Origin of the sequence: Thiohalorhabdus sp., assembly GCF_046545655.1 — a bacterium.
Lineage (GTDB): Bacteria > Pseudomonadota > Gammaproteobacteria > Thiohalorhabdales > Thiohalorhabdaceae > Thiohalorhabdus.
In genome coordinates this window covers 15,844-40,857 of record NZ_JBKGZG010000007.1, presented here as the reverse complement: position 1 = coordinate 40,857, position 25,014 = coordinate 15,844, and the positions used below count along the sequence as shown (strand labels likewise).

Below are 25,014 nucleotides of genomic sequence, written 5' to 3'. Positions count from 1 at the left end.
CGATCTGGGCCGAGGCCCGGTAGTAGGGGCGTCCACACTGCTCGGCCAGCCGGGGCGCCTACGTGGTGGCTTGCGGCCGCTTCACAACCGCCTGCTGGCCAGTTGTTTTTTTGCCCTTCTCCGCGCCCTCGGCGTCTCTGCGGTTTGTTTCCTCCAGGACGAGTCTCGAACCCGGAAAGGCCCCGCATGACCTATTTCCAGGCCCTCATCCTCGCCCTCATCCAGGGGATCACCGAGTGGCTGCCCATCTCCAGCTCCGCGCACCTGATTCTGTTCCCGGCCCTGGCGGGCTGGCCCGATCAGGGTCTGGCCTTCGACGTGGCGGTGCACGTGGGCTCGCTGACGGCGGTGCTGCTCTACTTCCGCGCCGACCTGGCGGCCATGGCGCGAGACTGGGGACGGTCGCTGGTTATCCGGCGCCTGGAGGGGGAGGCCCGCCTGGCCTGGGCGGTGCTGCTCGGCACCATCCCGGTGGGGCTGGCGGGACTGGCCTTCAAGGACGTGGTGGAGGGCGCCATGCGCGATCCGCACGTGCTGGCCTGGGCGCTGATCGGCTTCGGCGTGGTGCTGTGGGCGGCGGATCGCTGGGGCCGCCGGGTGCGCACCGAGCGCCAGCTCACCTGGAAGGACGTGGCGTTCATCGGTTGCGCCCAGGCCCTGGCCCTGATCCCCGGCACATCGCGGTCGGGCATCACCATGACCGCCGGCCTGGCGCTGGGCTGGACCCGCGAGGCCGCCGCCCGCTTCGCCTTCCTGCTCGCCATCCCGGTAATCGTCCTGGCCGGCGGCCTGGACGCCGTGGATATCGCCCGCGGCGCGGCGGGCCAGCCCCTGGACCTGCTGGCGGTGGGCTTCCTCGCCAGCGCCCTCTCCGCCTACCTGTGCATCTGGGCCTTCCTGGCGTGGATCCGCCGCATCGGCATGGGGCCCTTCGCCCTCTACCGGATCGCCCTGGGCCTCCTGCTCCTGGCGGTTTTTTGACCCCCCGGTCTACCCGCCTCCGAAGGCGTAGCTGACCGCCACCACCCCGCTGTAGACGGTGGTGCGATCCACGATGGGGCTGTCGGTGATGGCGTCCTCCAGCCAGGTGTGGCGCAGGTAGGCGAACAGCCCCCAGCGCCCGGCGAGCCGCATCCGGCCCGTCAGGGAGACGTAGGGGCTCCAGGCCGCCGCCCCGGAATAGGCCGGCCGCCCCGGGCGAACCTCCCCGGGGCGCACCCCGTAGTAGTAGTCCACGAAGGCGGCGCTCGCCCATTCCAGTCCCGCGCCGGGGGAGAGGCTCCGCGCCCCGCCTCCGAGCCGGTACCTGCCGCCCAGCGTCACCTCCTGGCCGTCGTGGCGGCCCAGCACGTCCGTGGTCGCCTGGAGCCGGTAGTCCCAGGGGCCCACCTGGCCGTTGAGCCGCAGCCCTGTCTCGGCCGTCCGGCGGCGCGGTTCCATGCCCGCCAAGTCCGGGCTGTCGTCGGCCCGGTAGCTCTGAAAGCGGGGCTGGGCCACCGCGTCCAGATGGAGGTCGCGGCCGCCCCACAAGCGGTAGCGCGCCTGGATGCCGCGGAAGCGGAACCGGCCCGCCTCCAGGTTGACCATGGGCACCGGGGTCAGGTTGCTGGAGACCCCCGCGTAGGGGGAGGGCGCGGCCACCACCCCCGCCCCCACCATCACCGGCGGGGCGCCCGGCGGCCCCTGCGCGGCACACCAGGCCGGCGCCGCCAGGGCCAGGAGGGCGGCGGGCAGGGCCCGGCGACTCACCCGGCGCCCGCCGCCGGACCGCCGTAGGCGATGAGCACCAGGATCAGCAGGGTCACGATGGCGGTCACGATGGTGGTGTCCAGGATCCCCAGGGTGTGGTCCTCCTCGATGAGCTCCAGGAGGACGAAGAAGGTGGGGAACAGGAACAGCAGCAGGAAGGTATTGGCCAGGTCGAAGCCCAGCGGCAGGGCCGGGTGCCCCGGATCCACCCATCCCTGGTAGAAAGCGATGGCCAGCAGGGTGATCGGCACCACCAGGAACATCACCTGGGTAATGCCGCCGAAGGCGTTGGCCAGGGCGATGCCGAACTCCCCCTTGCGGTGCGCCTGCCACAGGATCACGTACTCGCTCATGCCGGCGAAGCCGGCCAGGATCAGCGCGGTGAGCAGCGGGTTGAGACCGAAGTCGGCCAGGGCCAGCCCGGCGAAATGGGCCACCCGCTCGCCCCCCAGGAAGGCGCCGCCGATGCCGGCCAGCAGCAGCCAGGCGATCACCGGCAGGGGGCTGCGGGCCACCCCGCGGTAGACCAGGTCCAGGCGCCGCTCCACCTCGCTCTCCGACAGCTCCAGCACCTCCCGCACCTCCGACTCTTCGCGGGCGTACTCCTGCAGCAGCTTGTAGATGTACACGGCGAAGATAACCAAAAGCACCACCCCTACCACGGCCAGGTCCAGGGGGGAGAAGGCGTCCTTGGCGTGGCCGTTGGCGTTCAGGGTCAGCATGGTAATCCCCAGCACCAGCCCCATGGCGGCGCCGGCGATGAGCACCTGGGTGCCGGCCTCGGTGATGGGGCGGGGCATGAGGAACTTGCCGTGGATGTCCTTGGGCAGGAAGTGGGAGTACAGGCTGAACACGAGGGTGTTCAGGTAGATGGTGATCAGGGCCAAGGTGAAGGCGGCCACCGGGCTTACCGGCACCACGAAGGCGATGGCCACCAGCTCGGGGAGAGTGGACAGGACCTCCGCCACCGTACCGGCCACGTAATGGTCCCATTCCAGCCGCGCCGCCAGGCGCTGGCTGCCCACCACGAAGGCCTCGCAGGCCGCCTGCAGGAGCAGGATCCCCGCGGCCAGCGCGCCCGTGGCCGCGGCCCATTCCGGCAGGACCACCCCGAGGTCCTCGCCGAGGTACAGGAAGGCCCACAGGAGCACCCCGAGCACCATGCGGCGGGCCCAGGGCGGATAGGGCGGGCGGAAGGCCCCTGCCGGCAGGCCCAGGTGAAGGATGGGCAGGCGGTCGGGGTCGATGCCCGCCCGGCGCAGCCGGCGCTCGGCCCGGGAGGGGGCCCCGGGCAGGCCGGCGGCGGCGCGGTCGCGGGAGGAGGGCGGCTCTTGTGGTGGCGGTGCGCTGCCCATGGGATGTCCGGGAACGGGTTGGGATTCCCGGATTATGGCGCAGGCGCCCGGGCCCGTCATCCGGCGGCCGGCCTCAGGTGGACTCCGAGCCGGTGCGGATCCGCTGCCGGTAGCCGAAGGCGGCCTGACGGACGTTCTCCTCGTCCTCCAGGCCGCTCCCCAGCGCCCCGCCGATGGTGGCCAGGGAGCTGGCCAGCCAGGCCAGGGTGAGGTAATCGGTCCATCCCAAGGAGTAGCCCTTGATGGCGTCCTGGATCGCCGCCCGGAAGACGTTTTCGGGGACAAAGAGCCAGGCGCCCGCCAGGAGCAACGTGAACAGGGTGACGTAGAACAGGAAGGCGGCGGTGCTCATGGTCAGGGCGGTCACGGTGTTGTACAGCGCGGTTAGGCCCCGGCTGCTCCGCTTGTAGCGGCCGGCCTCCCACAGGTGGTGGGCGACGATGGTCCAGCCGGTGAGGCTGAGGAGGGAGACCGCCATCAGGGCGAGGAGCTTGGCCTCCCCGAGGGACGCGCTCACCTGGTGCACGCTGGTGAAGAACAGGGCATAGGCCCCGGTGGCGGCGGCCGCGGCGAGGGCCCCCCGGAAGCTCAGGAACAGGTTGCGGGGGCTGTTGTTCAGCACCATGCCGCCCAGGAGCCTCGGCAGCCCCCGGCGCTTGGGGGTGGTGTATTCCACGTTGCCCCCGATGTCGGCCTCCCCCCGGGCGATCTGGGCGTGCTGGCGGATGGGGGCCAGGAGCTGGGAAAGGGGGCCGAAGAAGAGCCGCGGCCGCTGGCGAGCGCGGCGCCGCGGGCTCGCGCCGTCGGCCTCTCCCGCCTCCGGCTCGGCGATCTCGCGGACCAGCTGCAGGACGGCGTCCCGGGCCCGCCGGCGAAGCCGGCAGGCGCCGAGGGCGGGCAGGGACACCCCGCCGATCCCCTTCGCTTGGCTCTCCGTGGCCACCACGATCCGCTTGCTGCGCAGGATCGGCAGGTCGGTAAGGAACAGGGCCATATCCCAGCCTTCCCTCTCCTGGCGGTCCTCGCAGTGGGGCAGCAGGTCCGGCGCTTCCAGGTCGCTCCCCGTCAGGGGGTCGGTCCGGATCTGCACCTCCCAGGTGACGGCGGGGTCCACACGGTCTTCCAGCAGCTCGGGGAGCTCATCGGCGAGCCTGCGGGCCACCTGCTCGGAAAGGCCGGGGGCCGGCACCAATCCCAGCGTGATTCGGTCGGTCATAGGGGCTCCCAGTGCAGCCCCGTGCCGGTGGAGCCCGGGGCGGAGGCCACTGGCCCCATCGTGGGCCGAAACAGGGCCCCGGATCAGTCCGGAAGATTCCGGTTCCGGAAGGGGGTCGGGAAAGGCGGCGGGCGCGAAAGGGGGCAGGGCCTACCGCCGGGCGAGGCTGGAATCCCCGTGGGCGGAAAGCAGGCGGTCCAGGTCCTGGGCGATGGCCTCGGGGCCGTCGTCGGGCAGGGCCAGCAGGCGCGGCTCGCCCTCGGGACCGAAGACGAACAGGCCCGTGCTGTGGGAGACGTCGTAGCTGCCGTGGGCGTCGGGCTCGCCGTAGCCGTAGGCCACGCGGTAGCGCTTGGTGAAGGCGTCGAGCTGCTCGCGGCCGCCGCGCAGGCCGACGAACTGCGGGCCGAAGGCGCGCACGTAGGAGCGCAGCGCTTCGCGGGTGTCGCGCTCGGGGTCCACGGTAACGAACAGCACCCGCACCCGGTCGGCCTGTTCCTCCCCCAGGCGGGCCAGGGCCTGCCGGACGTTGGCGAGGGTGGCGGGGCAGACGTCGGGGCAGTGGGTGAAGCCGAAGTAGACCAGGGTCACCTTCCCCCGGTAGTCGGCGCCGTGCACTGTCGCGCCCTGGTGGTCGGTCATGGTGAAGGCGAGGCGCGGCATGAGCCCCGAGATGTCCTTGAGCCGCCAGGGCCCATCGTCGCTGCAGCCGGCCAGCAGCAGGACACCAAGGAGCAGCAGGACGGGGAGCCGGCGGCGGGGCATCAGGGGCATCAGCCGGGGCATGGGGCCCTCCTCAGCGCGTTCCCGCGGCGTCGGCCATCGTGGCCCGGCGCCGGGGCTGGTGGCCGTCCCGCATCCACATGCGCAGCACGATGAGCCCCACCACCACGCTCATCATGGCCGCCGGGATCCAGGTGAGCAGGCCACCGATCTGCTGGTCGAGCAGGGGCGCGATGGGCCAGGCCTGGCCGCAGACCTGGTAGATGTCGAACAGCACCTCGTTGCTGAGGCTGATGTAGGCGCCCAGGGCGATCTGCGGAAGCATGATGGCCCACAGCATGAGGATCCGCGTGCCGAAGCCGACGCCGCCGCGGGCCGGCGAGCGCGGGTCCACCGCCAGCCACCAGAACAGGAGGCCGTCCACCACCATGCTCCAGTTCATGGCCTGGTACAGGGGCAGGCTGAGCATGGCGTCGAAGTGGACCGGCGGGTACAGCCACAGGAAGATCAGCCCCACGAACAGCAGGGAGGCCACCAGGGGATTCTGCACCGACCAGTAGGTCCCCCGAACGACGGGGTGGTGCCAGAAACGGCGCAGGGCCCCCTTGAGCCGCCCCTCGGGCAGCCCGCTGCCCATGACCTCATGGGGTGTTGCCAGCACCATGAGCACCGGGCCGAGATGGTGCAGCACCAGGTGCTGACCGCGGTGGATCCAGAAGATGCTCTGGGCGTAGTAGTCGATCTGGGTCTGGAGCATGGCGTAGGTGAGGCCCAGGCCCAGGAGGAAGGAGGCGGAGCGCCAGAAGCCGGTGCCCTCGCCGGTGCGCCGGCGGATCACCACACCGCGCAGGAACAGCGCGGCCGCGGCCAGGGTGATGGCCAGCACGGTGGGGGAGAATTCGTAGGGCAGCAGGAAGCCGGCGACGGATTCCATGGGTGGGCGCGCCCGCGAAAGCCTGGGATCCGGCCAGAATGCCTCGGGGCGGAGGCCGGGGCAAGCGGGACGCGCCGGGGCCCTGTCGCTTATCTTTCCGCGGGGCGCTGGAGGCCGCCGGCGGGCAGGCCGGCCTTGCCCAGGATGGAGTCGAGCGGGCAGAAGCGGGTGAAACCGCTCTGTAGCAGGTTCAGGCCCACGAAGCCGGTGAGCAGCAGCCACCACTGACTGTGGTAGAGCACCAGCAGGATGGAAACCAGGATCACGGTTCCGGCGAAGATGCGGACCACGCGCTCGGTCGTCATGGGGTCGTTCCCTCCGTCGTGTCGTACAGGGTGCGGCCGGGTCCGGCTCAGCCGCCCCGGCCCGCCTCGATCACCCGATCCATGCGCTTGCGCATGAAGGCGAAGTACATCACCGGGATCACCACCAGCGTCAGCAGGGTGGCGGCGAAGATCCCGAACAGCAGGGAGATGGCCAGACCCTGGAAGATGGGGTCGAACAGGATCACGAAGGCGCCCACCATGGCCGCCGCCGCGGTGAGGACAATGGGCCGCAGCCGCACCGCCCCGGAGCGGATCACCGCCTCCTTGAAGTCCACGCCCTGGGCCGTCTCCTGGTTGATGAAGTCCACCAGCAGGATGGAGTTGCGCACGATGATGCCGCCCAGGGCGATCATGCCGATCATGGAGGTGGCGGTGAAATGGGCGCCGAACAGGGCGTGTCCGGGCATCACCCCCACCACCGTCAGCGGAATGGGCGCCATGATGATGATGGGCACCAGGTAGCTGCGGAACTGCCCGACGATGAGCAGGAAGATCAGCACCAGCCCCACCGCGTAGGCGGCGCCCATGTCCCGGAAGGTCTCGTAGGTGACCTGGGCTTCGCCGTCCCATTTGAGGGCGTACTTGTACTCCTGCTCCGGCTGTTGGGTGAACAGCTGCGGGATGGTGTAGCCCTGGTCGATGGGCTCCTCCTGCAGGCTGTCCCAGATGGAGTAGAGGCCGTAGAGCGGGCTGTCGTTGGGCTGCGCCTTGTCGCCCGTGACATAGACCACCGGCTTCAGGTTCTTGTGGTAGATGGTCTGGTCCCGGGTGGTCTCCTTGGGGGTCACCAGCTCCGCCAGCGGCACCAGGGTGCCGTCGCGGGACTGCACCCGCATCTCCAGCAGGGAGTCGATGCGCGCCTTCTGGGCATCGGGCAGCTCGGCGCGGATCAGCAGCGGATACTTCTGGTTCTCGCGGTGCAGCGCCGAGATGTCCTCGCCCTCCAGGGCCATGTTGATGGCCTGGGCGATGCGCTGCTCGGAGACCCCGGCGCGGGCCGCCTTCTCCTTGTCCACCACCAGTCGCACCTTCTCTCCCTGGGCCTCCACGGTGCTGTCCACGTCGGTGACCGTGTCCACCTGGCGGAAGCGCTCCTCCACCTGCTTGGCCACGTCCAGCTGGCCTTCGTAGGAGGGCCCGTAGATCTCCGCCACCAGGGGTGACAGCACGGGGGGGCCCGGCGGCACCTCGACGATCTTCACGTTGGCGCCGTGCTCCTCGCCGATGGCGTGCAGCGCGCTGCGCACGTCCATGGCGATCTCGTGGCTGGACCGCTCCCGGTGCTCCTTGTGGGCCAGGTTCACCTGGATGTCGGCCTGATGGGGCGCCTCCCGCATGTAGTACTGCCGCACCAGGCCGTTGAAGTTGATGGGCGAGTGGATGCCCACGTACTCCTGGTAGTCGGTGACCTCGGGCACGGTGGCCAGGTACTGCCCCAGCTCCTGGGTCACCTGGGCGGTGGTCTCCAGGGCGGTGCCCTCGGGCATGTCCACCACCACCTGGAACTCCGACTTGTTGTCGAAGGGCAGCATTTTCAGCGTCACCAGCTTGAAGTAGGCCAGCGACATGGCCGCCCCCATGAGCACCAGCACCACCGCGAACATGGCCCAGCGCTTGGCGCGGCTTTCGAAGAAGGGCGTCAGGAACCAGCGATAGAAGCGGAAGGTCCAGCCCTCCTCGGGATGGCGGTCGGCGCCGCCCTTCGCCGGGGGCTCCTCCCCGTTGGACTCCCTTTGCCGGTGGGCCGCGCTGCGCTTGAGCAGCAGGTAGGCCAGCCAGGGCGTAACGATGAAGGCCACCAGCAGGGAGAAGAACATGGCGAAGGAGGCGTTGATGGGGATGGGGCTCATGTAGGGCCCCATCAGCCCGGTCACGAACGCCATGGGCAGCAGGGCGGCGATCACCGTGAAGGTGGCCAGGATGGTGGGGTTGCCCACCTCGTCCACCGCGTAGGGGGTGGCCGTGTCCAGGGACTGTTTGCCCAGCATGTGGTGGCGGTGGATGTTCTCCACCACCACGATGGCGTCGTCCACCAGGATGCCGATGGAGAAGATCAGAGCGAACAGCGACACCCGGTTGATGGTGAAGCCCCACATGTAGGAGGCGAACAGGGTCAGGCCCAGGGTGATGGGAATCACCACCAGGACCACGGCGCCTTCCTTGCGCCCCAGGGCCAGGCCGATGAACAGCACCACGGAGACCGTGGCCACGCCCAGGTGGAACAGCAGCTCGTTGGCCTTGTGGTTGGCGGTGTAGCCGTAGTCCCGGGTGATGCTGTACTCGATGTCCTCGGGGACGATGTGGCCGCTCAGGTCCTCGAAGCGCTCCACCACCGCCTCGGCCACGTCCACGGCGTTGGTGCCCTTCTTCTTGGCCACCGCCACGGTCACCGCAGGGGTGCGGGTGCCGCTCTCGAGGCCCTTCTGGCCGGCGGCCGGTCCGGTGCCCATCCACACGTACTGGTCGGGATCCCCCGGCCCCTCGGAGACCTCGGCCACGTCTTTGAGATAGACGGGGGCCTGCTCGTGCACCCCCACCACCAGGTTCCGGGTCTCTTCCACGGTGGTCAGGAAGGTCCCCGTCTGCACGATGACGGACTGGTCGTCGCGGGTCAGCTCGCCGGAGGGAAGGCTGCTGTTGGAGACTTTCAGGGCGTCGCGGATGGCCCCCGGGCTGACGCCGAACTCGGCCATTCGGTCCGGCTGCAGATCGATGCGGACGTTGTGGTCCGGGCCGCCGAGGGTATAGACGTCGGCGGTGTTCTCCACCTTCTTGAGCTCCGCCTCCACCGCGTGGGCGGCCTGCCGCAGCTCGTAGCCGGTGTACTCGTCCGAGAATAGGGTCAGGTTGACCACCGGGACGTCGTTGATGCTTTTGGGCTTGACGATGGGGTCGCCCACGCCCACCGCCTCGGGAATCCAGTCGCGGTTGGCCATCACCTTGTTGTAGGTCTTGACCAGGGCGTCGGTGCGGTCCGAGCCCACCTCGAAGCGCACCGTGATCACGGCCATCCCCGGCCTGGAGGCCGAGTAGACGTACTCGGCGCCGTTGATCTCCGAGATGACCTGCTCGGCGGGGGTGGCCACCAGGGACTCCACTTCCTCCGCCGAGGCGCCCGGGAAGGGGATGAAGATGTCCACGAGGGGCACCTTGATCTGGGGCTCCTCTTCGCGGGGTGTCAGCACCACCGCCAGGAGGCCGGCCAGCAGGGCCAGGATTCCCAGCAGCGGGGTGATCCGGGCCCGCATGAACTTGGCGGCCATCCGTCCGGCGATGCCGTAGGTTTGCTCGGCCATGGGCTCGTCCTTGCCTGGTTCGCTGACCGTAAAGCGGGTTGCAGGGGGCCGCGCCCGTCGCGCGGCCCCGGGCGTCTCCGGCTAGTGGGCCGCCTCCGCGGCCTCGTCTCCTGCGGCGGGCTGCTCCTCCTTGAGGTAGCGCAGCGCCCGTTCGGGGTCCAGGGCGACGCGATCGCCTTCGCGCAGGCCCGCGAGCACCTCGCGGCCCTCCTCGGTGTGCTCGCCGAGCTCCACCAGGCGGAATACCACCCGCTCGTCTCGCACTACGTACACCCCGGTGATCTCGTTGCGGTGGACCAGGGCCCGGCGAGGAACCACCAGCGTCTCCTCGGCGTCCATCAGGAACTCGGCCCGGCCGAACATGCCGGAGGAAACGGGGGCCTCCTCGGGAAGGCGCAGGCGAACCTGGAAGGTGTGGGTGGTGGGGTCGCCTTGGGGCACGATGGTGACCCGCTCGGCCGGGAAGCGCTCCTCCAGCGCGGGGATCCAGGCGCGGGCCTCGCCGTCGGCCATGAGCTCGGGGATGCGGCTTTCCTGGACCCGGGCGGTCAGGCGCAGCCGGCTGGGATCCAGCACCGTGATCAGGGGGGCTCCCGGCTGGGCCAGCTCGCCCTCCTCCATGTGCGTGGCCGTCACCACGCCGTCCACCGGGGCATTGATCTCGGTCTTGTCCAGCCGGATGCGCAGCCTGCGGATCTCGGCCTCCGCCTTGGTGCGCTGGGCCTCGGCGCGGTTCAGGGCCGCGCTTGCCTCGTCCATCTGCTGCTCGGAGGCGGAGTTCTGCTCGTAGAGGTTCTTGGTTCGCTGGAAGGTGCTCTGGGCCTCCTCGGACCGTGCCTCCGCGGCCTCCCGGGCGGCCTCGGCCACTGCCAGCTGGGCCCGGAGCCCCTCGTCGTCGAGGCGCACCAGGGTGTCGCCCTTGGCCACCGAGTCCCCCACCTCATAGGGCATGGCGACCACGCGGCCAGTCACCTCCGCGGAGATCTGGGAGGCGCGCCGCGACTCCACGGTGCCGGGGGCGCTTCGTATCCGTTCCACGGGCTGGGGCTCCAGCACCATGGTTTCGAAGGGCATCTCCGCCGCTTCGGCGGACACCGTCGCGAAAAGGGCAGCTCCGGCCAGAACAGTGGCGAGCCTTTTCATGCGGTGCTCCTGTGGTTGGGATCGTCGGGCCGGGGCGCGCAGGGCGCTCCGGGACAAGGCTGCGGTGGTGCGTCAGCCGCGGGGGTCCGCGTCGCTCCCGTCTGAGCCCGCGAGGCGGTCCAGGACGGGGGTCTGGCCCACCGCCTTCTGCAGACGCGCGTGGCTCAGGCGCAGGTCGTAGAAGGCCTCCAGCTGGCGCAGCCGGGCTTGCTGACGGGCCAGTTGGGCGTCGAGGACCTCCACCATGGTCGCCGCCCCCTGCCGGTAGCGGTCGGTGTTGGTGCGCAGGCTCTCCCGGGCGCTTGCCACGGCGTGCCCCACGGTGTCCAGGCGACGCCGGGCGGTATCCAGGTCGAGCTTGGCCTGCTTCACCTCCAGCCGGACCTTGCGGCGGATGTCGGTGAGCTGGGCCCGGGCGGCGAAGCGCTCGGCCTCTGCCGCGTTGCGGCTGGCCCAGCGGCCACCGCCGAACAGGCGCCAGTCCATCCGCACCCCCGCCAGCCAGCTCTGGTCGGCGGCGCTGGCGCGGTGGTCCTCCAGCCGCGCCTCCAGGTTGATCCGGGGCAGCAGCTCTGCGCTGGCGGCGTCCACCCCCGCGCGGGCCGCGCCGAGCTCGGCCTCGGTGGCGGCGATGGTAGGCCGCTTGGCGATGGCCCGCTCTACCAGGACCTCCAGGCCGGGCGCCTCGGCGGGCAGGTCCTCACCCAGGTCGCGGTCGAGGCTCACCGGGGCGTCGAGGTCGCGCCCGAGCCGCTCGTTAAGGGCGCTCTTGGCCACGGCTACCTCATTGCGATGGGCGAGGAGCTGCTCCTCCAGCTCGCTGACCCGGGTTCGAGCCTGGAGCATGTCCCCGCGCATGGCCGCGCCTGTCTCCAGCCGGTTCTCGGCGATGCGCAGGTGCTCGCGGGCGGCCTTCAGGGCCTCTTCGGTCACCGCCACCCGGGCTTCGGCCAGCTGCACCTGCAGAAAGGCCTTGGTGGCGCCCAGGGCCACGTCAAGCCGGGTCCGATCGGCCTGGCGGCTCATGGCCTCCTGGTTGGAGCGGGCCCGGCGCACCTCCGCGCTGGTGGCCCCGCCGCGGTAGAGCGGCTGGCGCAGCACCAGGGCGGTGGCGAGGTCGCTGGTGGTGTCGGGGTCGTTGAGGGTTCCGTACGGGTCCCCCGCGGGATCCCCGAAGTCCGATTGGTCGATATCGCCTTGGTTAAGCTTGGCCATGAAGGCCTGGGCCGGGCTGTTGGTGGCACGGGCGCCCACCTCCAGGTCCACCATGGGGAGGTAGCCGCTGCGGGATGCCTCGGTGCGGTACCCGGCGGCTTCCTGCTGGTGGCGCTGGGCCTGGACCTGGCTGTTGTTCTCCAGGGCCTGGCGCACGGCCTCGCGGAGCTCCAGGCCCTGGGCGGCGCCCGGGGCGAGGGCGGCGCCCAAGAGGCCCACGGGGAGGATTCGCAGCAGGTGTTTAATAACCATATTATTAAATTACCATTTGCTTATATAAAAAACCATAAATAAATCCGAGCACATTGCCCGGACGTTGCCGTACGGCCAGCTGGGAGAACCTTTCCCGCATGGGCCTGTCCTTTGCGGTCAGGTGGGGGCGGCGGACCCGCTCCCCTGGGGTCCGGCGGAGCCGGACCCTCCCAGGGTAGAAGCTACACGTGATCGTCGTCGAATGGGCAAAAGACCTCGCGCATCAAGGAGATCAGCTTCAGGGTGCGGGGATCGCCGACCCGGTAGTACACCTTGTTGGCGTTCTTTCGGGCCTTGAGGATGCCCTTGTCGCGCATGATCCCCAGGTGCTGGGAAATATTGCTCTGAGACGTGCCCACCTCCTCCACGATCTCCTGCACGCTCATCTCCTTGTCGTTGAGCGTGCACAGGACCTTGAGGCGCAAGGGGTGCGACATCGCCTTGAGGGAGCGAGAGGCCTGCTCGATGTTCTCGTCGCCCTCGAGCAGGTGTTCGGTGGACTCCATGACCTTCCTCCCCCAGAATTCTGGGCTGTTTTACTGAGTAATAATAATATTATATGTCCGAGTCAAGGAACCTGGGGGTTCCCCGGGCGTCACATGGCTATGGGTTTTTGCTAGAATTTAAAACCTTTCTATAAGTCCCGCGGGCTCCCGCGGGGTTGTCCGTGACCGCGGCGGGAGACGAAGAGGGAGGCCCGATGGCGCTGCCGCATCGTCCTATGGTGCTTATGATTCTCGATGGCTGGGGGTACCGGGAAGACCCGGAGGCCAACGCCGTGCATGCCGCGCATCTGCCGGTGATGGACGGCCTGTGGCGCGATTACCCCCATACCCTGATCCAAGCCTCCGCCGCTTCCGTGGGCCTGCCCTCCGGCCAGATGGGCAGCTCCGAGGTGGGCCACCTGAACCTGGGCGCGGGCCGCGTGGTGTACCAGGAGTATGCCCGGATCAATCGTGCCATCGAGGACGGCTCATTTTATAGCAACCACGAGCTTACCGCTGCCGTGGATGCCGTGAAAGCCAGCGGCAAGGCCCTCCACATCATGGGTCTGCTCTCCGATGGCGGCGTGCACAGCCACCAGTCGCACATCGAGGCCATGGTGAAGCTGGCGGTGCAGCGCGGCGCCCCGGAAGTGTATGTCCACGCCTTCCTCGACGGCCGCGACACCGCGCCCCAGAGCGCGCACCGCTACATCCACCGCCTGCAGAAGTTCATGGCGGAGGTGGGTGGGGGCAAGATCGCCACGGTCATCGGCCGCTACTACGCCATGGACCGCGACCGGCGCTGGCAGCGGGTGCAGGCGGCCTACGACCTCCTCACCCAGGGCAAGGGCCACGCCGCCCGCGGCGCCATCGAGGCCGTGGACATGGCCTACGAGCGGGGCGAGACGGACGAGTTCGTAGAGGCCACCGCCATGGTCGATGAGGAGGGGTCCCCCATCGGGGTGATCGGCGACGGCGACGCGGTGGTGTTCATGAACTTCCGCTCCGACCGCGCCCGCCAGGTCACGCAGCCCTTCATCGAGCCCGGCTTCGACAAGTTCGAGCGGGAGGTGGTCCCGGCTCTGGCGCGCTTCGTGTGCCTGACCGAGTACAACGACGCCTTCGACGTGCCCATGGCGTTCCCGCCCCAGCGCCTGAAGCGCATCTTCGGCGAGTACCTCGCCTCCCTGGGCATGCGGCAGCTGCGCATCGCCGAGACGGAGAAGTACGCCCACGTCACCTTCTTCTTCAACGGGGGCGAGGAGACGCCGTTCCCCGGCGAGGACCGGATCCTGATCCACTCGCCGCAGGTGGCCACCTACGACCTGCAACCGGAGATGAGCGCCTACGAGCTCACCGACGAGGTGGTGAAGGCGGTGGACGCCGGCACCTACGACGTCATCATCATGAACTACGCCAACGCGGACATGGTGGGCCACACCGGCAACTTCGACGCCACCGTGCAGGCCCTGGAGGCGGTGGACGAGTGCGTGGGCCGGGTGGTGGAGTCGGTGCGCGCCCACGGCGGCGAGCTGCTGGTCACTGCCGACCACGGCAACGCCGAGCAGATGGCGGACCCGGAGACCGGCAAGCCGCACACCGCCCACAGCATCAACCCCGTGCCCTTCATCTACGTGGGCGACCGCAAGGTGACCATGGCCGAGACCGGCGCCCTGGAGGACGTGGTGCCGACCATGCTCCACCTCATGGGGCTGCCCCAGCCCCACGAGATGACCGGCCACGCCCTGGCCCAGCTCGACGTGGCCACGGAACAGGCCGAAGGGGTGTGACCGCACGGCGGGCCGCGCGGCCTCCCCTGCCGCGGGCCGCCGGGCTGCTCCTGCTCGGTGCCCTGGGGGGGATGCCCGCCTCCGCCACGGCGGAGGATTCCCAGGCCCGCCTGGAGCGGAAGAAGGAGGAGCTGGCCGAGCTGCGCCGCGCCGCCCGGGAGATCGGCGAGGAGCTGGAGCGCACCCGGCAGCGCGAGGCGGATGCCCGCGAGGCGGTTTTCGAACTGGAAGAGCGCATCACCGTCCTGCGCAACCGCCGCCGACAGAGCGAGCGCGCCCTGGCGGCCAACTCGGAGCGCCGGAGGGAGCTGGAGGCGGAACGGAAACGCCTCCGGGAGCGGATGGACCGGCACCGCGAGCGCCTGGTGGCCTACCTGCGGGCCGCCCACCGCAGCGGCCAGAGCGGATTCCTGCGCCAGCTGTTCGGGCACCGGGACGCGGGGCGCGTTCGTCGCGCCCTGACCTTCATGAGCTACCTGCACGAGGCGCGCCGTCGGGAGATGGAGCGGCTGCGGGAGGCTCGGGGGCGGGCCGCGGAGGTGATGGACGAGCTGGCGGAGGAACGGGCGGACAAGGAGCGCCTCCGGGACCGGCTGGCCAAACAGAAGGGGGCCATCGCCAAGCGCCTGGAGGAGCGCCGGGCCCTGCTGGAGGAGCTGGAGGCCCAGGCCGAGCGGCAGCGGAACCGTCTGGCCGCAGCACGGTCCGACCAGCAGGCCCTGAAGAAGGTTATCGAGCGACTGCGTGGACTGCGCGAGGACGGGGTCCTCCAGGAGGTGGGCGAAAAGCACATGGCGGCGCGCAAGGGGGAGCTCTCCCTGCCCGTGGCCGAGCCCGCGGTCCTGGCCCGCTTCGGGGAGTCCAGAGAGGGCCGTTCCATGCAGTGGCAGGGACTGCTGCTGGGCGCCGAGGCGGGAACCGAGGTTCGCTCCATCTTCCGGGGTCGGGTGGCCTACGCGGGCCGTCTCCGGGGCTATGGGCTCATCACCATCATCGACCACGGCGACAATCTGCTCTCGTTGTATGCCCATAACCGTGTGGTATACAAGGAAGTAGGGGAATGGGTGGAAACAGGGGCCCCGGTGGCCGAAGTGGGCACCACCGGTGGCCGGCCACGACCTGCCACCTACTTTGAGATTCGCCAGGACGGCCAGCCCGTTGACCCCTTGAAATGGTGTCGTGCGCCGGGCGGCGGCGACGAACGCTCCGCCGGCCGTTAAAAAAATTCCGGGCCCCTGCCCTCCGGGATGGCCGAACCTCCCGGGTGGGTCGCATCCGGAGACCCCCCGCCGGAGCCTGATCCCCCCCTGCACGCCGGCGCGGAGCGGGGAACGTATTCGCCATATGGAGCCATGCATGAAATCGCGGAAACGCCTGCAAACCTTTTTCGTCCTGATGCTGGGCATCCTCATCGGGACCGGCCTTACGCTGGAGAGGATCTCCCAGGCGGAGCGGGAGATCTCCTCGGAGGAGGTGCCCATTCCCTACGAGCAGCTCCAGCTCTTCAGCGAGGTGTACTCCCAGATCAAGGGCAAGTACGTGGAGGAGGTGTCCGACGAGGACCTGATGAAGGGGGCCATCGACGGCATGCTCCGCGAGCTCGATCCCCATTCCTCCTACCTCACCAAGGACATGCTCGGCGAGATGCAGGTGGAGACGGAGGGCAAGTTCGGCGGCCTGGGCATTGAGGTCACCACCGAAAACGGCTTCATCAAGGTGGTCTCCCCCATCGATGGCACTCCCGCGGATAAGGCCGGGCTGAAGGCGGGCGATCTGATCGTGCGCATCGACGACACCCCGACCAAGGACATGAACCTCATGGAGGCGGTGGACGAGATGCGGGGTGAGCCTGGCTCCGACATCAAGCTCACCGTGGTCCGCGAGGGCTTCGAGCAGCCGCGGGACTTCACCGTCACCCGGGACGTGATCCGCATCGAGAGCGTGAGCTCCCGCATGCTGCCCCACGGGGTCGGCTACCTGCGGGTCAAGCAGTTCCAGCAGGATACCGGGGCCAAAGTGCGCGAGCAGCTCAACGAACTGCAGGAACAGGGGGAGAGCGACGAGCTTCGGGGCCTCGTCCTCGACCTGCGCAACAACCCCGGGGGCGTCCTTTCCTCGGCGGTGGAGGTGGCTGACGCCTTCGTCGAGGGAGGCAAGATCGTCTACACCGAGGGCCGCGAGTCCGACAGCGAAATGACCCTCAATGCCAACCCGGACGAGGCCATGAACGGAAAGCCCATGGTGGTGCTGGTGAACAGCGGCTCCGCGTCGGCCTCCGAGATCGTCGCCGGCGCCCTGCAGGACGCCGAACGGGCCCTGGTGGTGGGCACTCCCACCTTCGGCAAGGGGTCGGTGCAGAGCATCCTGGAGCTGTCCGACGGCTCCGGTCTCAAGCTCACTACCGCCCGGTACTTCACGCCCGAGGGTCGGTCCATCCAGGCCGATGGCATCGAGCCGGACATCGCCGTCCAGCCGCTGGAGGTCTCTCAGCCCGAGGACAACGGCGATCGCCTGACCGAGCAGGACCTCCCCGGCCACTTGATGAACAACAGCCTGGATGGCGAAGAAGGCGGCGAGGAGGGCCAGGAGCCGTCGGAGGATGATGAAACGCCGGATTACATGGACGATTATCAGCTCAACCAGGCCCTGAACCTCCTGCGCGGCATCATCCTTATGGAGTCCAAGCAGGCCTCCTGAGGGAAGCGGAGCGTGGCCCGAAACGGTAGTGCCAGGCGCAAGAAGCCGAGCCCGGCCCAGCGCCGGCGGCGGTACTTGGCCGCCGGCTTCCTGGGGGTCGGGCTTCTCCTGGGGCTGGTGGCCGGTATCGGGGTGTGGATGTACAGCGGCGGGGATTCCGCGGCCCACCGCACCGTGCAGCGGACGCCCCAGGTAGGAGAGGGGCTCGCAGAGGGTCCCTCTGATCCCCAGGGCGAGGGTTCGGGACTGCGGGATCGCGGTCCGCGCGCTGCCATCATCATCGACGACCTGGGCCGCAGCCGCGCCGAGGCGCGGGCCATCAGCCGGCTGCCCTTCCCGGTGGCCATGGCCGTCCTCCCGGGTACCCAACATGCCGAAGATACGGCGCGTCAGGCCCATGCCCGCAAAAAGGAAGTCCTGGTGCATATGCCCATGGAGCCGGGGGACAGCGGCATCCCCTTGGGGCCCACCTTCCTGCGTGCGGACATGGACCGGGAGGCCCTGCTGCGTAGGCTGCGCGCCAATCTGGAAGGCATCCCCCACGCTGTGGGCATCAACAACCACATGGGCAGCGCCATGACCGCCGATGCCCGGTCCATGGGCTGGGTGATGGAGGCCCTCGGCGACCACGGCCTGTTCTTCGTGGACTCGCGAACCACCCACAAGAGCCGGGGGCTGGAGGAGGCCCGGTCCGCCGGGATCCATTCGGCGAGCCGGGACGTCTTCCTCGACCACGAGCCGACGGAGGAATACGTCCGCGGCCAGTTCCGGGAGCTTCTGAAAGAGGCCCGGCAACGGGGCACGGCCATCGCCATTGGCCACCCCCACCCTGCGACTCTCAAGGTCTTGCAGGAGATGCTGCCCTCGGCCTCGGCGGCGGGGGTGGAGATCGTTCCGGTGCGCGAGGTGGTGGCGGTGCGCTCCAGCGAGGCGGCCCGAGCCGGAACGCTGGCCCGCAGCAAAACCAACCAAGGCGAAGGAGAGGCACCATGAGCCGCGTTGTCGTACCCCTGGTGGAAGGCTTCGAGGAAGTGGAAGCCCTCACTATCGTGGACATCCTGCGGCGCGCGGGGGTCGACGTGGTCACCGCCGCGGTGGGCGACAGCCCCGTGCGCTCCTCCCACGACGTGCCGGTGGGGGCGGACACCACCGTCGCCGCCGTCAAGGACGACCCGGAGGTGGAGATGGTGGCGCTTCCGGGCGGTCCGGGCACGCCCCGGCTCGCCGAGAGCGGCGACCTCCAGGCCCTGGTGGAGCGGCTTCAGGGCGAGGACAAGGAGATTGCCGCCATCTGCGCGGCCCCTTCGGTGCTCGCGGGCTTCGGGGTGCTCGACGGCAAGCGCGCCACCAGTTTCCCCGCCGTCAAGGAGAAGCTCACCGCCGTGGGCGTGGACTACCGGGAGGAGCCTGTGGTCCGCGACGGCAAGGTGACCACCTCCCGCGGCCCTGGAACCGCCATGGACTTCGCCCTGGAGCTGGTGGAGATCCTGGAGGGCCGGGCCAAGCGCGACGAGGTGGAATCGGGACTCATGCGCCCCCAGGCGGCCGCCCCCGCCTGAGCGCGCCGCGGCAAAGCCGAGCGGAGCAAGCAGAAGGGCCCGCCCCACGGGGGCGGGCCCTTCTGCGTCCGGGCGGTCGGCGCGTTCGCCGGGGTCAGAGGTGCCTTCCAGGCTCGGGGATTCCGGGGGAAGGAGCCGAGCCAAGCGCTCTGGAATCCAACCCGATCCCGTGCGGGCCGGGGAATTGGGCCGGCTCCCCCGCTGGGGAGGGCTTGGACCCCGGGCGTGGCCGGGGAATGCCGAGCTCACCGGAGCCGTTTCCGAACATGGGGAAGATCCGGCCGGTGTAAAGGAGGCCCCGGATCCTGGGAACCGTGCTGACACTTTAGGATGGTCGCGCACGGGTTGGCTTTTCCCCCATACGGTTCCGGCAGGGATCCCGCCTTTCCCCTTTCGACCCCCGCCCACTCGTGCCGGAAAGGTGTCCTTTCCCGGCCCGGCTACCGCCGGAGGAGGTTGCCATGGAGCGCAGCAGTCACCTTGTGGATCCGGAGACCATGCAGATGGGCGTGATGATGGGGTTGGTCCGCCCACCCCATGCGGAGTGGGACCCCGGCGCGGGGGTGTGGCGCGTGCGTGCCCGCCCTCGCCAGGAGGGGCATTCCTGGGTCCTGCGCGGCGAGCAGGGTCCCGCCGCCTTCGGCGCCTGGGAGCCCGCCCGGGAGACGGCCCTGGACCTGCAAAAGCGGGGGACCATCTTCCTGGTGGGCGCCCGGTAGCGGCCCGCCCGGCGAAAGGCAGGAGACCCGCCCATGCCCGCTCCCGATCCCGCGGCCTTGCCCCTCTACGACCGGGGTATGGTCTTCCACCAGGGGCTCCCCGTCGCCATGGGGGCCGTTACCCGCATCAACCGCCACCGGGTGGACCTCGAGGTGGGTTCCCTGGGCTTCGAGGCCGAAACTCCGGTCTCCGTGGACCTCTACCCCCGGGGCGACGTGCATGCCCCCGAGCGACGGGTGACCGGCTACGTGGAGGGCACGGACCGGGGCCTGCTGGCCATCCGCCTGGAGCGGTAACGGCCGGTCAGCGCCTCTCGCGCACGGCCTCGAGGAGCCACCGCTCCAGGTCCCGGCAGAGGCGTGCCAGGTTGCGCTCCTGGCCCTCCGCGGCCGCCCGGGCGTCGGCGCGCGGGCTGGCCCGCTGGTAGGAGAACCGCTCCTGCCGCGGGGGTTCCTCCCGGGAACCCCGCAGGCCGGCCTGGACCACCAGGACCGCGCGGCCCTCCCGGGGGGCGGGAAAGACCTGCATGAGCTCCAGCACCTCCAGGTGCAGCACGTAATCGGCCTTCCCCGGGTCGTCCGGGCCCAGGACCGCCTCCCAGTGGCCCCCCGCCGCGAGCCAGGCGGCCACGGCCTCTCCGATCATGCGGCGGGGCGGGGCCGCCCAGCGGGACTCGCCGTAGCGGCCCACGTGGACGGGGGACTGGTACCGCAGGCTGTAATGGATGTCCCGCCCCGCCGCGCTGAAGGTGCCCCGCACCGGGGCCACCCGCAAGGTGGTTTCCGGGAACGTCGGGGCTTCCACCGCCGCCTCCTCGCGGGAGACGGCCAACCGATAGGAATCCGGCCAGGGGGCCGAGCGCGGCGCGCAGGCGGCGCACCCGAGCACCACCACCCCGATCCAGCCACGCACCCTCACCGCTGGCCGCCCGGGTCGGGCCACTCGAATCCCTCCTCCCCGGGTCCCGGCGGGGCCGCCGGCGGGCCGTAGATCACCGCCTGGGGCTGCTCCCGCAGGAGCGCGCTGAGCTCCTCCAGGCTGGCGGCGATGCGGTCGAAGCGCCCGGCGAGGGCATCCACCCGGGGCAGGAGGCGCTGCTCGCCCTCCGCCACGGCCTCCCGGCCCGCCTCCCCCAGGCGTTGCCAGGACCGCGCGGCCGTCCCCACCCGCCCCACCTCCTCCCGGGCGGACCCGGCCAGCTCGCGGATGCGGGCCAGGGTGTGGCGGCCGTCGCGGACCGCCCGGTCCGTTTCCGCCAGCACGCCCTCCACCCGCTCGGCGCCCGGCCGCAGCGCCGTGCTCAGGGCCTCCACGCGGTCCAGCACCCGCACGGCCCCGTCGAGCACGCCGGCGACCCGCTCGCGGTTCCCCTCGTCCACCAGGCGGTTGAGGCGCCGGGTCAGGGTGGTCATCTGCTCGGCGACCTCCCGGGCGTTGCCCAGCAAGGTGGCGTAGGTCCCTTCCCGCAATGGGATCCGGCCCGGGGAGTCCGGCGAAGTGGCCAGGGGGCGGTCGCCGTCCTCCGGGTCCTTTTCCAGGGCCAGGTGGCTGGCCCCGGTGATGCCGCGCGTGGCGATCTCCGCGTAGGTGGACTCGGTGACGGGGACCCCCTCCCGGACCCCAAGCTCGATGACCACCCGGTCGGGGTCCTCGGGGTGGAGCTCCACCGCCCGGACATGGCCCGCCACCAGGCCCTTGTAGGTCACCTCCGAATGGGCCCGGAGGCTTCCCACGGACTGGGTGGTGACCACCCGGTAGATGCGGTCCTCGGGCTCGGGCCCGCGCATCCAGGCGTAGAGGTAGGCGCCCCCCAGGCCGAGCAGCAGCAGGAAGAGGATGGCCGCGAGGGCGTGGGCGCGGTTCTCCATGGTCAGCCGGTCCCCTGGGTCAGGCGGCGGATCCGCTCCTGGCCGCGGCTGGGCCGGAGCAGGCCCTGGATGAAGGGGTGGTCCACCCGGGCCACCTCCTCCAGGGTCCCCTGGGCCACGATGCGGCCCGCGGCCAGCACCGCCACCCGGTCGCTCAGGGTGGCCAGGAGGTCCAGGTCGTGGCTGATCACCAGGCCGCTGAGCTCCAGTTCCGCGCGCAACCCCGTGACCAGATCGGCGAACTCCCCGGCCAGGGCCGGGTCCAGGCCGGCGGTGGGCTCGTCGAGCAGGAGCAGGGAGGGGTCCAGGATCAGGGCGCGGGCCAGGGCGGCGCGCTTCGCCATGCCCTCGGAGAGGGCCTCCGGGCGCTTGTGGGCGTCCGCCGGCTCGAGCTGCACGCTGTCCAGCTTCAGCCAGGTCAGCTCGCGGATCAGCTCCTCCTCCAGGCGGTTCCCCGCCCGCGCCAGCTCCCGGAGCGGGAAGGCCACGTTGTCGAACACGCTGAAGGCGCTGAACAGGGCCCCGGTCTGGAAGAGGACCCCCCACTGGCTGCGCAGCCACTGGTAGTCGCCGGGGGAGGCCCGGAAGGGATCCACTCCGTGCACCCGCACCGTCCCCTCGTCGGGCCGCAGGAGGCCGAGGATCTGGTGGAGCAGCAGGGATTTCCCGCTGCCGCTCGCCCCCGCGACCCCCACCACCTCTCCGGACGCCGTCTCCAGGTCCAGGTGGCGGTGAATCCAGCGGGGCCCGATCCGGGTGCCGAGGCCCCGGATCTGGATCATGGCTCCCTCGGTCGTTGCCGCTGTCACAGCAGGCCCACGTCCACGAACAGGGCGCCGATGGCGGCGTCTAGGACCAGAACCGTGGCCAGCCCCGTGACCACCGAGGCCGTGGTCCGCCGGCTCAGGCTCTCGGTGTTGGGGGCGCTGTGCAGGCCGAAGAAGCTCGCCACCACCCCGATGATCACGCCGTTGGAGGCCCCCTTGATCATGCCGATCCAGAAGTTCACCGGCGGGACGTCGTGGGGGAGCCGCTCCAGGAAGCGCCCGGGGGCCATGCCCAGGGCGGGCTCGGCGATGACCATGCCGCCCAGGACGGCGAAGAACCCCCCCAGGACCACCAGCAGGGGGACGGTGACGGCCAGCGCCGCCACGCGGGGCAGGGCCAGCCGGAGCACGGGGGAGATGCCCAGGGTGCGCAGGGCCAGCATCTCCCGGGTGAGGTGCATGGCCCCGATCTCGGCGGTGATGGCCGATCCCGTGCGGCCGGCGACGATGATGGCGGTGACCCAGGGGGCGATCTCGCGCAGCACGGCGGTGCCGAATACGCCCACCAGGGCGGTGTTGGGGCCGTAGCGGCTGATGGCTAGGCCGATCTGGTAGGCCATCACCAGGCCCACCAGGAAATTGACCAGGATCACCAGCGGGACGGCCCGGTAGCCGGCCTTGTAGACCGTGGCGGCCAGCTCGGTCCAGGGGACGGAGCGGGGATGGGTCAGGGTATGGAGCCCCGCCAGGAGCACCTGCCCGGCGTGGACGGTCAGGTCGGCCGTCCGCCCCAGGACCAGGGCGATGGCTGCCCCCAGGCGGACCAGGGGCCCCGGCGAAACCTCCTCGGCGGGGGTGGTCGGGGCGGCCGGCCGCTCCAGCCGCCGGAAGATGTTCTCCTGATAGGGGTGCAGGCGCAGGTCGGCGGGCAGCCGGCGCCCCCAGGCCCGCCAGAGGAGGAGGGCGCCGGCCGTGTCGATTCCCTCGATGCCCCGCAGGTCCCAGCCCATGGCCCGGGGGCGGGCGAGGGCGGCGAGCTGGTCCCGGGCGCGGCGCCGGTCCCGCGGGGCGGTAAGCAGGGCCCAGCGACCGGTGGGCTTCGCCCGGACGCCGCCGGCCACGCTGTGCAGGTGGATGGTGGGAGGGGATGGCGCCATGCGGGGTCGGCCTCCCTGTCCGGTTCGGCCCGTCGGCATCGGACGGCGCTCGATGGAAGGGGCTACTTTCACCATAGGACAGGTGGGGAAGGGGGCAAACCGGCGGCCGTCCTCGCCGCCGGCCCCGTGGGGCGGGCTAGCGCTGGTCTCCGGGGTCGCGGGGCGCCGGCGGATGGTCGGGGGCCCGCACCAGCCGGTTGCGTCCGGCGGTCTTGGCGGTGTAGAGGGCGTCGTCCACCCGCTTGAGCAGGGCCTTCATGGTGTCCCCCCGATGGATGCCGGCCACGCCCACGCTGATGGTGAGGGACAGGCCCTCGGCGAAGGTGGTGCCAGCCACCAGGCGGCGCAGGTCCTCGCCCACCTTGACCGCCGCGGCGGCGTCCGTCTCCGGCAGGAGCACCAGGAACTCCTCGCCGCCCCAGCGGGCCAGCACGTCGGTGTCCCGGAGCCGCCCCTGGACCCGGGCCGCCAGCTCCCGGAGCACGGCGTCGCCCGTGGCGTGGCCGTGGGCGTCGTTGACGGCCTTGAAGAAGTCCAGGTCGAACATCACCAGGGCCGCCTCCCCCTCGTAGCGGTCCACCCGGTACAGCTCCCGGTCCAGGAGGTCCTCGAAGTGCAGGCGGTTCACGGCGCCGGTGAGGGCGTCGTAGGTGGCCCGGTACTCCAGCTCCGCCTCGGCGGCCTTCCGCGCGCGGATGTCGTTGGCCACGGCGATGTAGCGGATGTCTCCGCCCGCCGCGTCCCGCAGCCGCGATAAGGTGAGGTCCACCCACACGGAGCGGCCCCCGTGGTCCAGGAAGCGCTTCTCCAGGCGCACCGAGCCTGAGCCGGCGGCCAGGCCCTCGCGGATCCGCTCGACCTCCTCGGCGACGTCATCGGGATGGGTGAGCTCGCGGAAGGAGCGGCCCTCCAGCTCTTCTACCGATCGCCCCAGAAGATCGGCGAAGGCAGCGTTGGCGAGGACGATGCGCCCCTCCTCGTCCCCCAGGGCGATGGCGTTGGCGCTGTGCTCGAACACCGAGCGGAACAGACGCTCGCTCCGGCGCCGGGAGGCCACCTCCCGCTCCAGGGTGCGGCGCAGGTCCAGGGTGATCAGCCACAGGAAGCCCAGGGTCCAGCCGGCCACCGCGGCGACGAGCACGGCCTTGGAGACCCCGTGGACCAGGAGGTTGCCGAAGGGCCCGGCGGGCGGCGCGGCCAGGGCCAGCACCGCGCGGGCCGCGAGCCCCGCGGCGGCGACCAGGAAGGCCCCGCCCATGAGGAGGTGGGTCCAGGTGCGCTGCCGGACAGGGGTGGCGAGGAGAACCGCGCTACAGGCGCCCAGGAGCGCCGCGCCGGCTACGGTGTAGAGTACGATCCGGGCGGGCGGGCTGGGCAGCAGGTAGGTGTAGAAGGCCATGCCGGCCCCCGCCGCGACCACCCCGGCCAGGGCCCAGGCGTCGGCGAAGGCCCGACCGGCGCGCTGGTGGAGGGCCTTGAGGAGGAGCACCGCGCCGGCGAGCACCAGGGTCTCGCCCAGCACCGTGGCCACCAGTTCCGGGGCGCTGCCGCGCAGGGCGGAGAGGAGGTAACCCAGGCCGGCCAGGCCGTGCCCGGCGGCCCAGGGGCCGGACTCCGGCCGGCCCACCCCCTGCACCCACAGGCCGCCGAACACCACGGCCACCAGCGCCCCCAGCACCGCCAGCAGGAGGAACAGGGTCTGGATATCCAGGTGCAGGAGCACGCTGTCCGGCATGGGCCAGGCCCTCCGAGGGGCGCCCAC

General features: G+C 70.7%; 23 protein-coding genes. 8 read left to right on the top strand and 15 right to left on the bottom strand.

All coding sequences use genetic code 11. From position 1 onward, the window contains the following. Nucleotides 1-186 precede the first annotated feature (186 nt). Entirely contained in the window at nucleotides 187-981 is a 795-nt protein-coding gene (locus tag ACLFRB_RS02980) for an undecaprenyl-diphosphate phosphatase (protein ID WP_411067513.1), read from the top strand. A gap of 9 nt (nucleotides 982-990) precedes the next feature. Here ACLFRB_RS02980 and ACLFRB_RS02975 read toward each other — a convergent pair whose 3' ends face one another. The 10 genes from ACLFRB_RS02975 to ACLFRB_RS02930 all read right to left on the bottom strand — a co-directional run bounded on the left by ACLFRB_RS02975 (nucleotide 991) and on the right by ACLFRB_RS02930 (nucleotide 12,715). Next, complete coding sequence (locus ACLFRB_RS02975) at nucleotides 991-1,749, bottom strand: MipA/OmpV family protein (RefSeq protein WP_411067512.1); 759 nt, start codon at nucleotides 1,747-1,749, stop codon at nucleotides 991-993. Next, the gene (locus ACLFRB_RS02970; RefSeq protein ID WP_411067511.1) at nucleotides 1,746-3,104 is read right to left on the bottom strand and encodes a hypothetical protein; all 1,359 of its coding nucleotides are present in this window, start codon (nucleotides 3,102-3,104) and stop codon (nucleotides 1,746-1,748) included. Before ACLFRB_RS02970 ends, ACLFRB_RS02975 begins: the two co-directional genes overlap by 4 nt. A 73-nt stretch (nucleotides 3,105-3,177) precedes the next feature. Further along, nucleotides 3,178-4,320: a hypothetical protein gene (locus ACLFRB_RS02965; RefSeq protein ID WP_411067510.1), complete on the bottom strand. Its 1,143-nt coding sequence runs from the start codon at nucleotides 4,318-4,320 to the stop codon at nucleotides 3,178-3,180. A 150-nt stretch (nucleotides 4,321-4,470) separates the two neighbouring features. Next, nucleotides 4,471-5,106 (bottom strand): SCO family protein, encoded by a 636-nt coding sequence (locus tag ACLFRB_RS02960; protein WP_411067509.1) that lies wholly within the window; start codon nucleotides 5,104-5,106, stop codon nucleotides 4,471-4,473. Nucleotides 5,107-5,116: 10 nt separating this feature from the next. Continuing rightward, entirely contained in the window at nucleotides 5,117-5,977 is an 861-nt protein-coding gene (locus tag ACLFRB_RS02955; protein WP_411067508.1) for a cytochrome c oxidase assembly protein, read from the bottom strand. An 89-nt stretch (nucleotides 5,978-6,066) separates the two neighbouring features. After that, entirely contained in the window at nucleotides 6,067-6,282 is a 216-nt protein-coding gene (locus tag ACLFRB_RS02950) for a DUF2892 domain-containing protein (RefSeq protein ID WP_411067507.1), read from the bottom strand. Nucleotides 6,283-6,329: 47 nt separating this feature from the next. After that, nucleotides 6,330-9,599, bottom strand: a complete 3,270-nt coding sequence (locus ACLFRB_RS02945; RefSeq protein ID WP_411067506.1) for an efflux RND transporter permease subunit — start codon at nucleotides 9,597-9,599, stop codon at nucleotides 6,330-6,332. Nucleotides 9,600-9,680: 81 nt separating this feature from the next. After that, the gene (locus tag ACLFRB_RS02940; protein WP_411067505.1) at nucleotides 9,681-10,742 is read right to left on the bottom strand and encodes an efflux RND transporter periplasmic adaptor subunit; all 1,062 of its coding nucleotides are present in this window, start codon (nucleotides 10,740-10,742) and stop codon (nucleotides 9,681-9,683) included. A 72-nt stretch (nucleotides 10,743-10,814) separates the two neighbouring features. Further along, on the bottom strand, nucleotides 10,815-12,209 hold the full coding sequence (locus ACLFRB_RS02935; protein ID WP_411067504.1) for a TolC family protein: 1,395 nt from the start codon (nucleotides 12,207-12,209) through the stop codon (nucleotides 10,815-10,817). Nucleotides 12,210-12,391: 182 nt separating this feature from the next. After that, complete coding sequence (locus ACLFRB_RS02930) at nucleotides 12,392-12,715, bottom strand: ArsR/SmtB family transcription factor (RefSeq protein ID WP_411067503.1); 324 nt, start codon at nucleotides 12,713-12,715, stop codon at nucleotides 12,392-12,394. Between the two features lie 194 nt (nucleotides 12,716-12,909). Between ACLFRB_RS02930 and gpmI the strand changes: the two genes are divergently transcribed. The 7 genes from gpmI to ACLFRB_RS02895 all read left to right on the top strand — a co-directional run bounded on the left by gpmI (nucleotide 12,910) and on the right by ACLFRB_RS02895 (nucleotide 19,756). After that, a complete protein-coding gene (gene gpmI / locus ACLFRB_RS02925; RefSeq protein WP_411067502.1) occupies nucleotides 12,910-14,484 on the top strand; it encodes a 2,3-bisphosphoglycerate-independent phosphoglycerate mutase in 1,575 nt (524 codons plus the stop codon). After that, a complete protein-coding gene (locus ACLFRB_RS02920) occupies nucleotides 14,481-15,704 on the top strand; it encodes a murein hydrolase activator EnvC family protein (protein ID WP_411067501.1) in 1,224 nt (407 codons plus the stop codon). The genes gpmI and ACLFRB_RS02920 overlap by 4 nt, the downstream gene beginning before the upstream one ends. Before the next feature lie 136 nt (nucleotides 15,705-15,840). Then, complete coding sequence (locus ACLFRB_RS02915) at nucleotides 15,841-17,181, top strand: S41 family peptidase (protein WP_411067500.1); 1,341 nt, start codon at nucleotides 15,841-15,843, stop codon at nucleotides 17,179-17,181. 12 nt (nucleotides 17,182-17,193) lie between these two features. Next, on the top strand, nucleotides 17,194-18,174 hold the full coding sequence (locus ACLFRB_RS02910) for a divergent polysaccharide deacetylase family protein (protein ID WP_411067499.1): 981 nt from the start codon (nucleotides 17,194-17,196) through the stop codon (nucleotides 18,172-18,174). After that, entirely contained in the window at nucleotides 18,171-18,740 is a 570-nt protein-coding gene (locus tag ACLFRB_RS02905; protein ID WP_411067498.1) for a DJ-1 family glyoxalase III, read from the top strand. The genes ACLFRB_RS02910 and ACLFRB_RS02905 overlap by 4 nt, the downstream gene beginning before the upstream one ends. Before the next feature lie 461 nt (nucleotides 18,741-19,201). Beyond that, entirely contained in the window at nucleotides 19,202-19,459 is a 258-nt protein-coding gene (locus ACLFRB_RS02900) for a hypothetical protein (protein WP_411067497.1), read from the top strand. Nucleotides 19,460-19,492: 33 nt separating this feature from the next. Next, the gene (locus ACLFRB_RS02895; protein WP_411067496.1) at nucleotides 19,493-19,756 is read left to right on the top strand and encodes a hypothetical protein; all 264 of its coding nucleotides are present in this window, start codon (nucleotides 19,493-19,495) and stop codon (nucleotides 19,754-19,756) included. Nucleotides 19,757-19,763: 7 nt separating this feature from the next. On the opposite strand, the gene ACLFRB_RS02890 is transcribed toward ACLFRB_RS02895, so the two are convergent. The 5 genes from ACLFRB_RS02890 to ACLFRB_RS02870 all read right to left on the bottom strand — a co-directional run bounded on the left by ACLFRB_RS02890 (nucleotide 19,764) and on the right by ACLFRB_RS02870 (nucleotide 24,987). Continuing rightward, nucleotides 19,764-20,402 carry an ABC-type transport auxiliary lipoprotein family protein gene (locus tag ACLFRB_RS02890; protein ID WP_411067495.1) on the bottom strand — a complete coding sequence of 213 codons (639 nt, stop codon included), beginning with the start codon at nucleotides 20,400-20,402 and terminating at the stop codon, nucleotides 19,764-19,766. Then, nucleotides 20,375-21,328 (bottom strand): MlaD family protein, encoded by a 954-nt coding sequence (locus tag ACLFRB_RS02885; protein ID WP_411067494.1) that lies wholly within the window; start codon nucleotides 21,326-21,328, stop codon nucleotides 20,375-20,377. Before ACLFRB_RS02885 ends, ACLFRB_RS02890 begins: the two co-directional genes overlap by 28 nt. A gap of 2 nt (nucleotides 21,329-21,330) precedes the next feature. Further along, nucleotides 21,331-22,110 (bottom strand): ABC transporter ATP-binding protein, encoded by a 780-nt coding sequence (locus ACLFRB_RS02880; RefSeq protein WP_411067493.1) that lies wholly within the window; start codon nucleotides 22,108-22,110, stop codon nucleotides 21,331-21,333. A gap of 23 nt (nucleotides 22,111-22,133) precedes the next feature. Further along, the gene (locus tag ACLFRB_RS02875) at nucleotides 22,134-23,252 is read right to left on the bottom strand and encodes an MlaE family ABC transporter permease (protein WP_411067492.1); all 1,119 of its coding nucleotides are present in this window, start codon (nucleotides 23,250-23,252) and stop codon (nucleotides 22,134-22,136) included. A 136-nt stretch (nucleotides 23,253-23,388) separates the two neighbouring features. Continuing rightward, nucleotides 23,389-24,987: a GGDEF domain-containing protein gene (locus ACLFRB_RS02870; protein ID WP_411067491.1), complete on the bottom strand. Its 1,599-nt coding sequence runs from the start codon at nucleotides 24,985-24,987 to the stop codon at nucleotides 23,389-23,391. Nucleotides 24,988-25,014: the final 27 nt, after the last annotated feature.

Coding starts and splice junctions, on each gene's coding strand:
- ACLFRB_RS02980 (WP_411067513.1), top strand. CDS start 187: ATGACCTATTTCCAGGCCCTCATCCTCGCCCTCATCCAGGGGATCACC.
- ACLFRB_RS02970 (WP_411067511.1), bottom strand. CDS start 3,104: ATGGGCAGCGCACCGCCACCACAAGAGCCGCCCTCCTCCCGCGACCGC.
- ACLFRB_RS02965 (WP_411067510.1), bottom strand. CDS start 4,320: ATGACCGACCGAATCACGCTGGGATTGGTGCCGGCCCCCGGCCTTTCC.
- ACLFRB_RS02960 (WP_411067509.1), bottom strand. CDS start 5,106: ATGCCCCGGCTGATGCCCCTGATGCCCCGCCGCCGGCTCCCCGTCCTG.
- ACLFRB_RS02955 (WP_411067508.1), bottom strand. CDS start 5,977: ATGGAATCCGTCGCCGGCTTCCTGCTGCCCTACGAATTCTCCCCCACC.
- ACLFRB_RS02950 (WP_411067507.1), bottom strand. CDS start 6,282: ATGACGACCGAGCGCGTGGTCCGCATCTTCGCCGGAACCGTGATCCTG.
- ACLFRB_RS02945 (WP_411067506.1), bottom strand. CDS start 9,599: ATGGCCGAGCAAACCTACGGCATCGCCGGACGGATGGCCGCCAAGTTC.
- ACLFRB_RS02940 (WP_411067505.1), bottom strand. CDS start 10,742: ATGAAAAGGCTCGCCACTGTTCTGGCCGGAGCTGCCCTTTTCGCGACG.
- ACLFRB_RS02935 (WP_411067504.1), bottom strand. CDS start 12,209: ATGGTTATTAAACACCTGCTGCGAATCCTCCCCGTGGGCCTCTTGGGC.
- ACLFRB_RS02930 (WP_411067503.1), bottom strand. CDS start 12,715: ATGGAGTCCACCGAACACCTGCTCGAGGGCGACGAGAACATCGAGCAG.
- gpmI (WP_411067502.1), top strand. CDS start 12,910: ATGGCGCTGCCGCATCGTCCTATGGTGCTTATGATTCTCGATGGCTGG.
- ACLFRB_RS02915 (WP_411067500.1), top strand. CDS start 15,841: ATGAAATCGCGGAAACGCCTGCAAACCTTTTTCGTCCTGATGCTGGGC.
- ACLFRB_RS02905 (WP_411067498.1), top strand. CDS start 18,171: ATGAGCCGCGTTGTCGTACCCCTGGTGGAAGGCTTCGAGGAAGTGGAA.
- ACLFRB_RS02900 (WP_411067497.1), top strand. CDS start 19,202: ATGGAGCGCAGCAGTCACCTTGTGGATCCGGAGACCATGCAGATGGGC.
- ACLFRB_RS02895 (WP_411067496.1), top strand. CDS start 19,493: ATGCCCGCTCCCGATCCCGCGGCCTTGCCCCTCTACGACCGGGGTATG.
- ACLFRB_RS02885 (WP_411067494.1), bottom strand. CDS start 21,328: ATGGAGAACCGCGCCCACGCCCTCGCGGCCATCCTCTTCCTGCTGCTG.
- ACLFRB_RS02880 (WP_411067493.1), bottom strand. CDS start 22,110: ATGATCCAGATCCGGGGCCTCGGCACCCGGATCGGGCCCCGCTGGATT.
- ACLFRB_RS02875 (WP_411067492.1), bottom strand. CDS start 23,252: ATGGCGCCATCCCCTCCCACCATCCACCTGCACAGCGTGGCCGGCGGC.
- ACLFRB_RS02870 (WP_411067491.1), bottom strand. CDS start 24,987: ATGCCGGACAGCGTGCTCCTGCACCTGGATATCCAGACCCTGTTCCTC.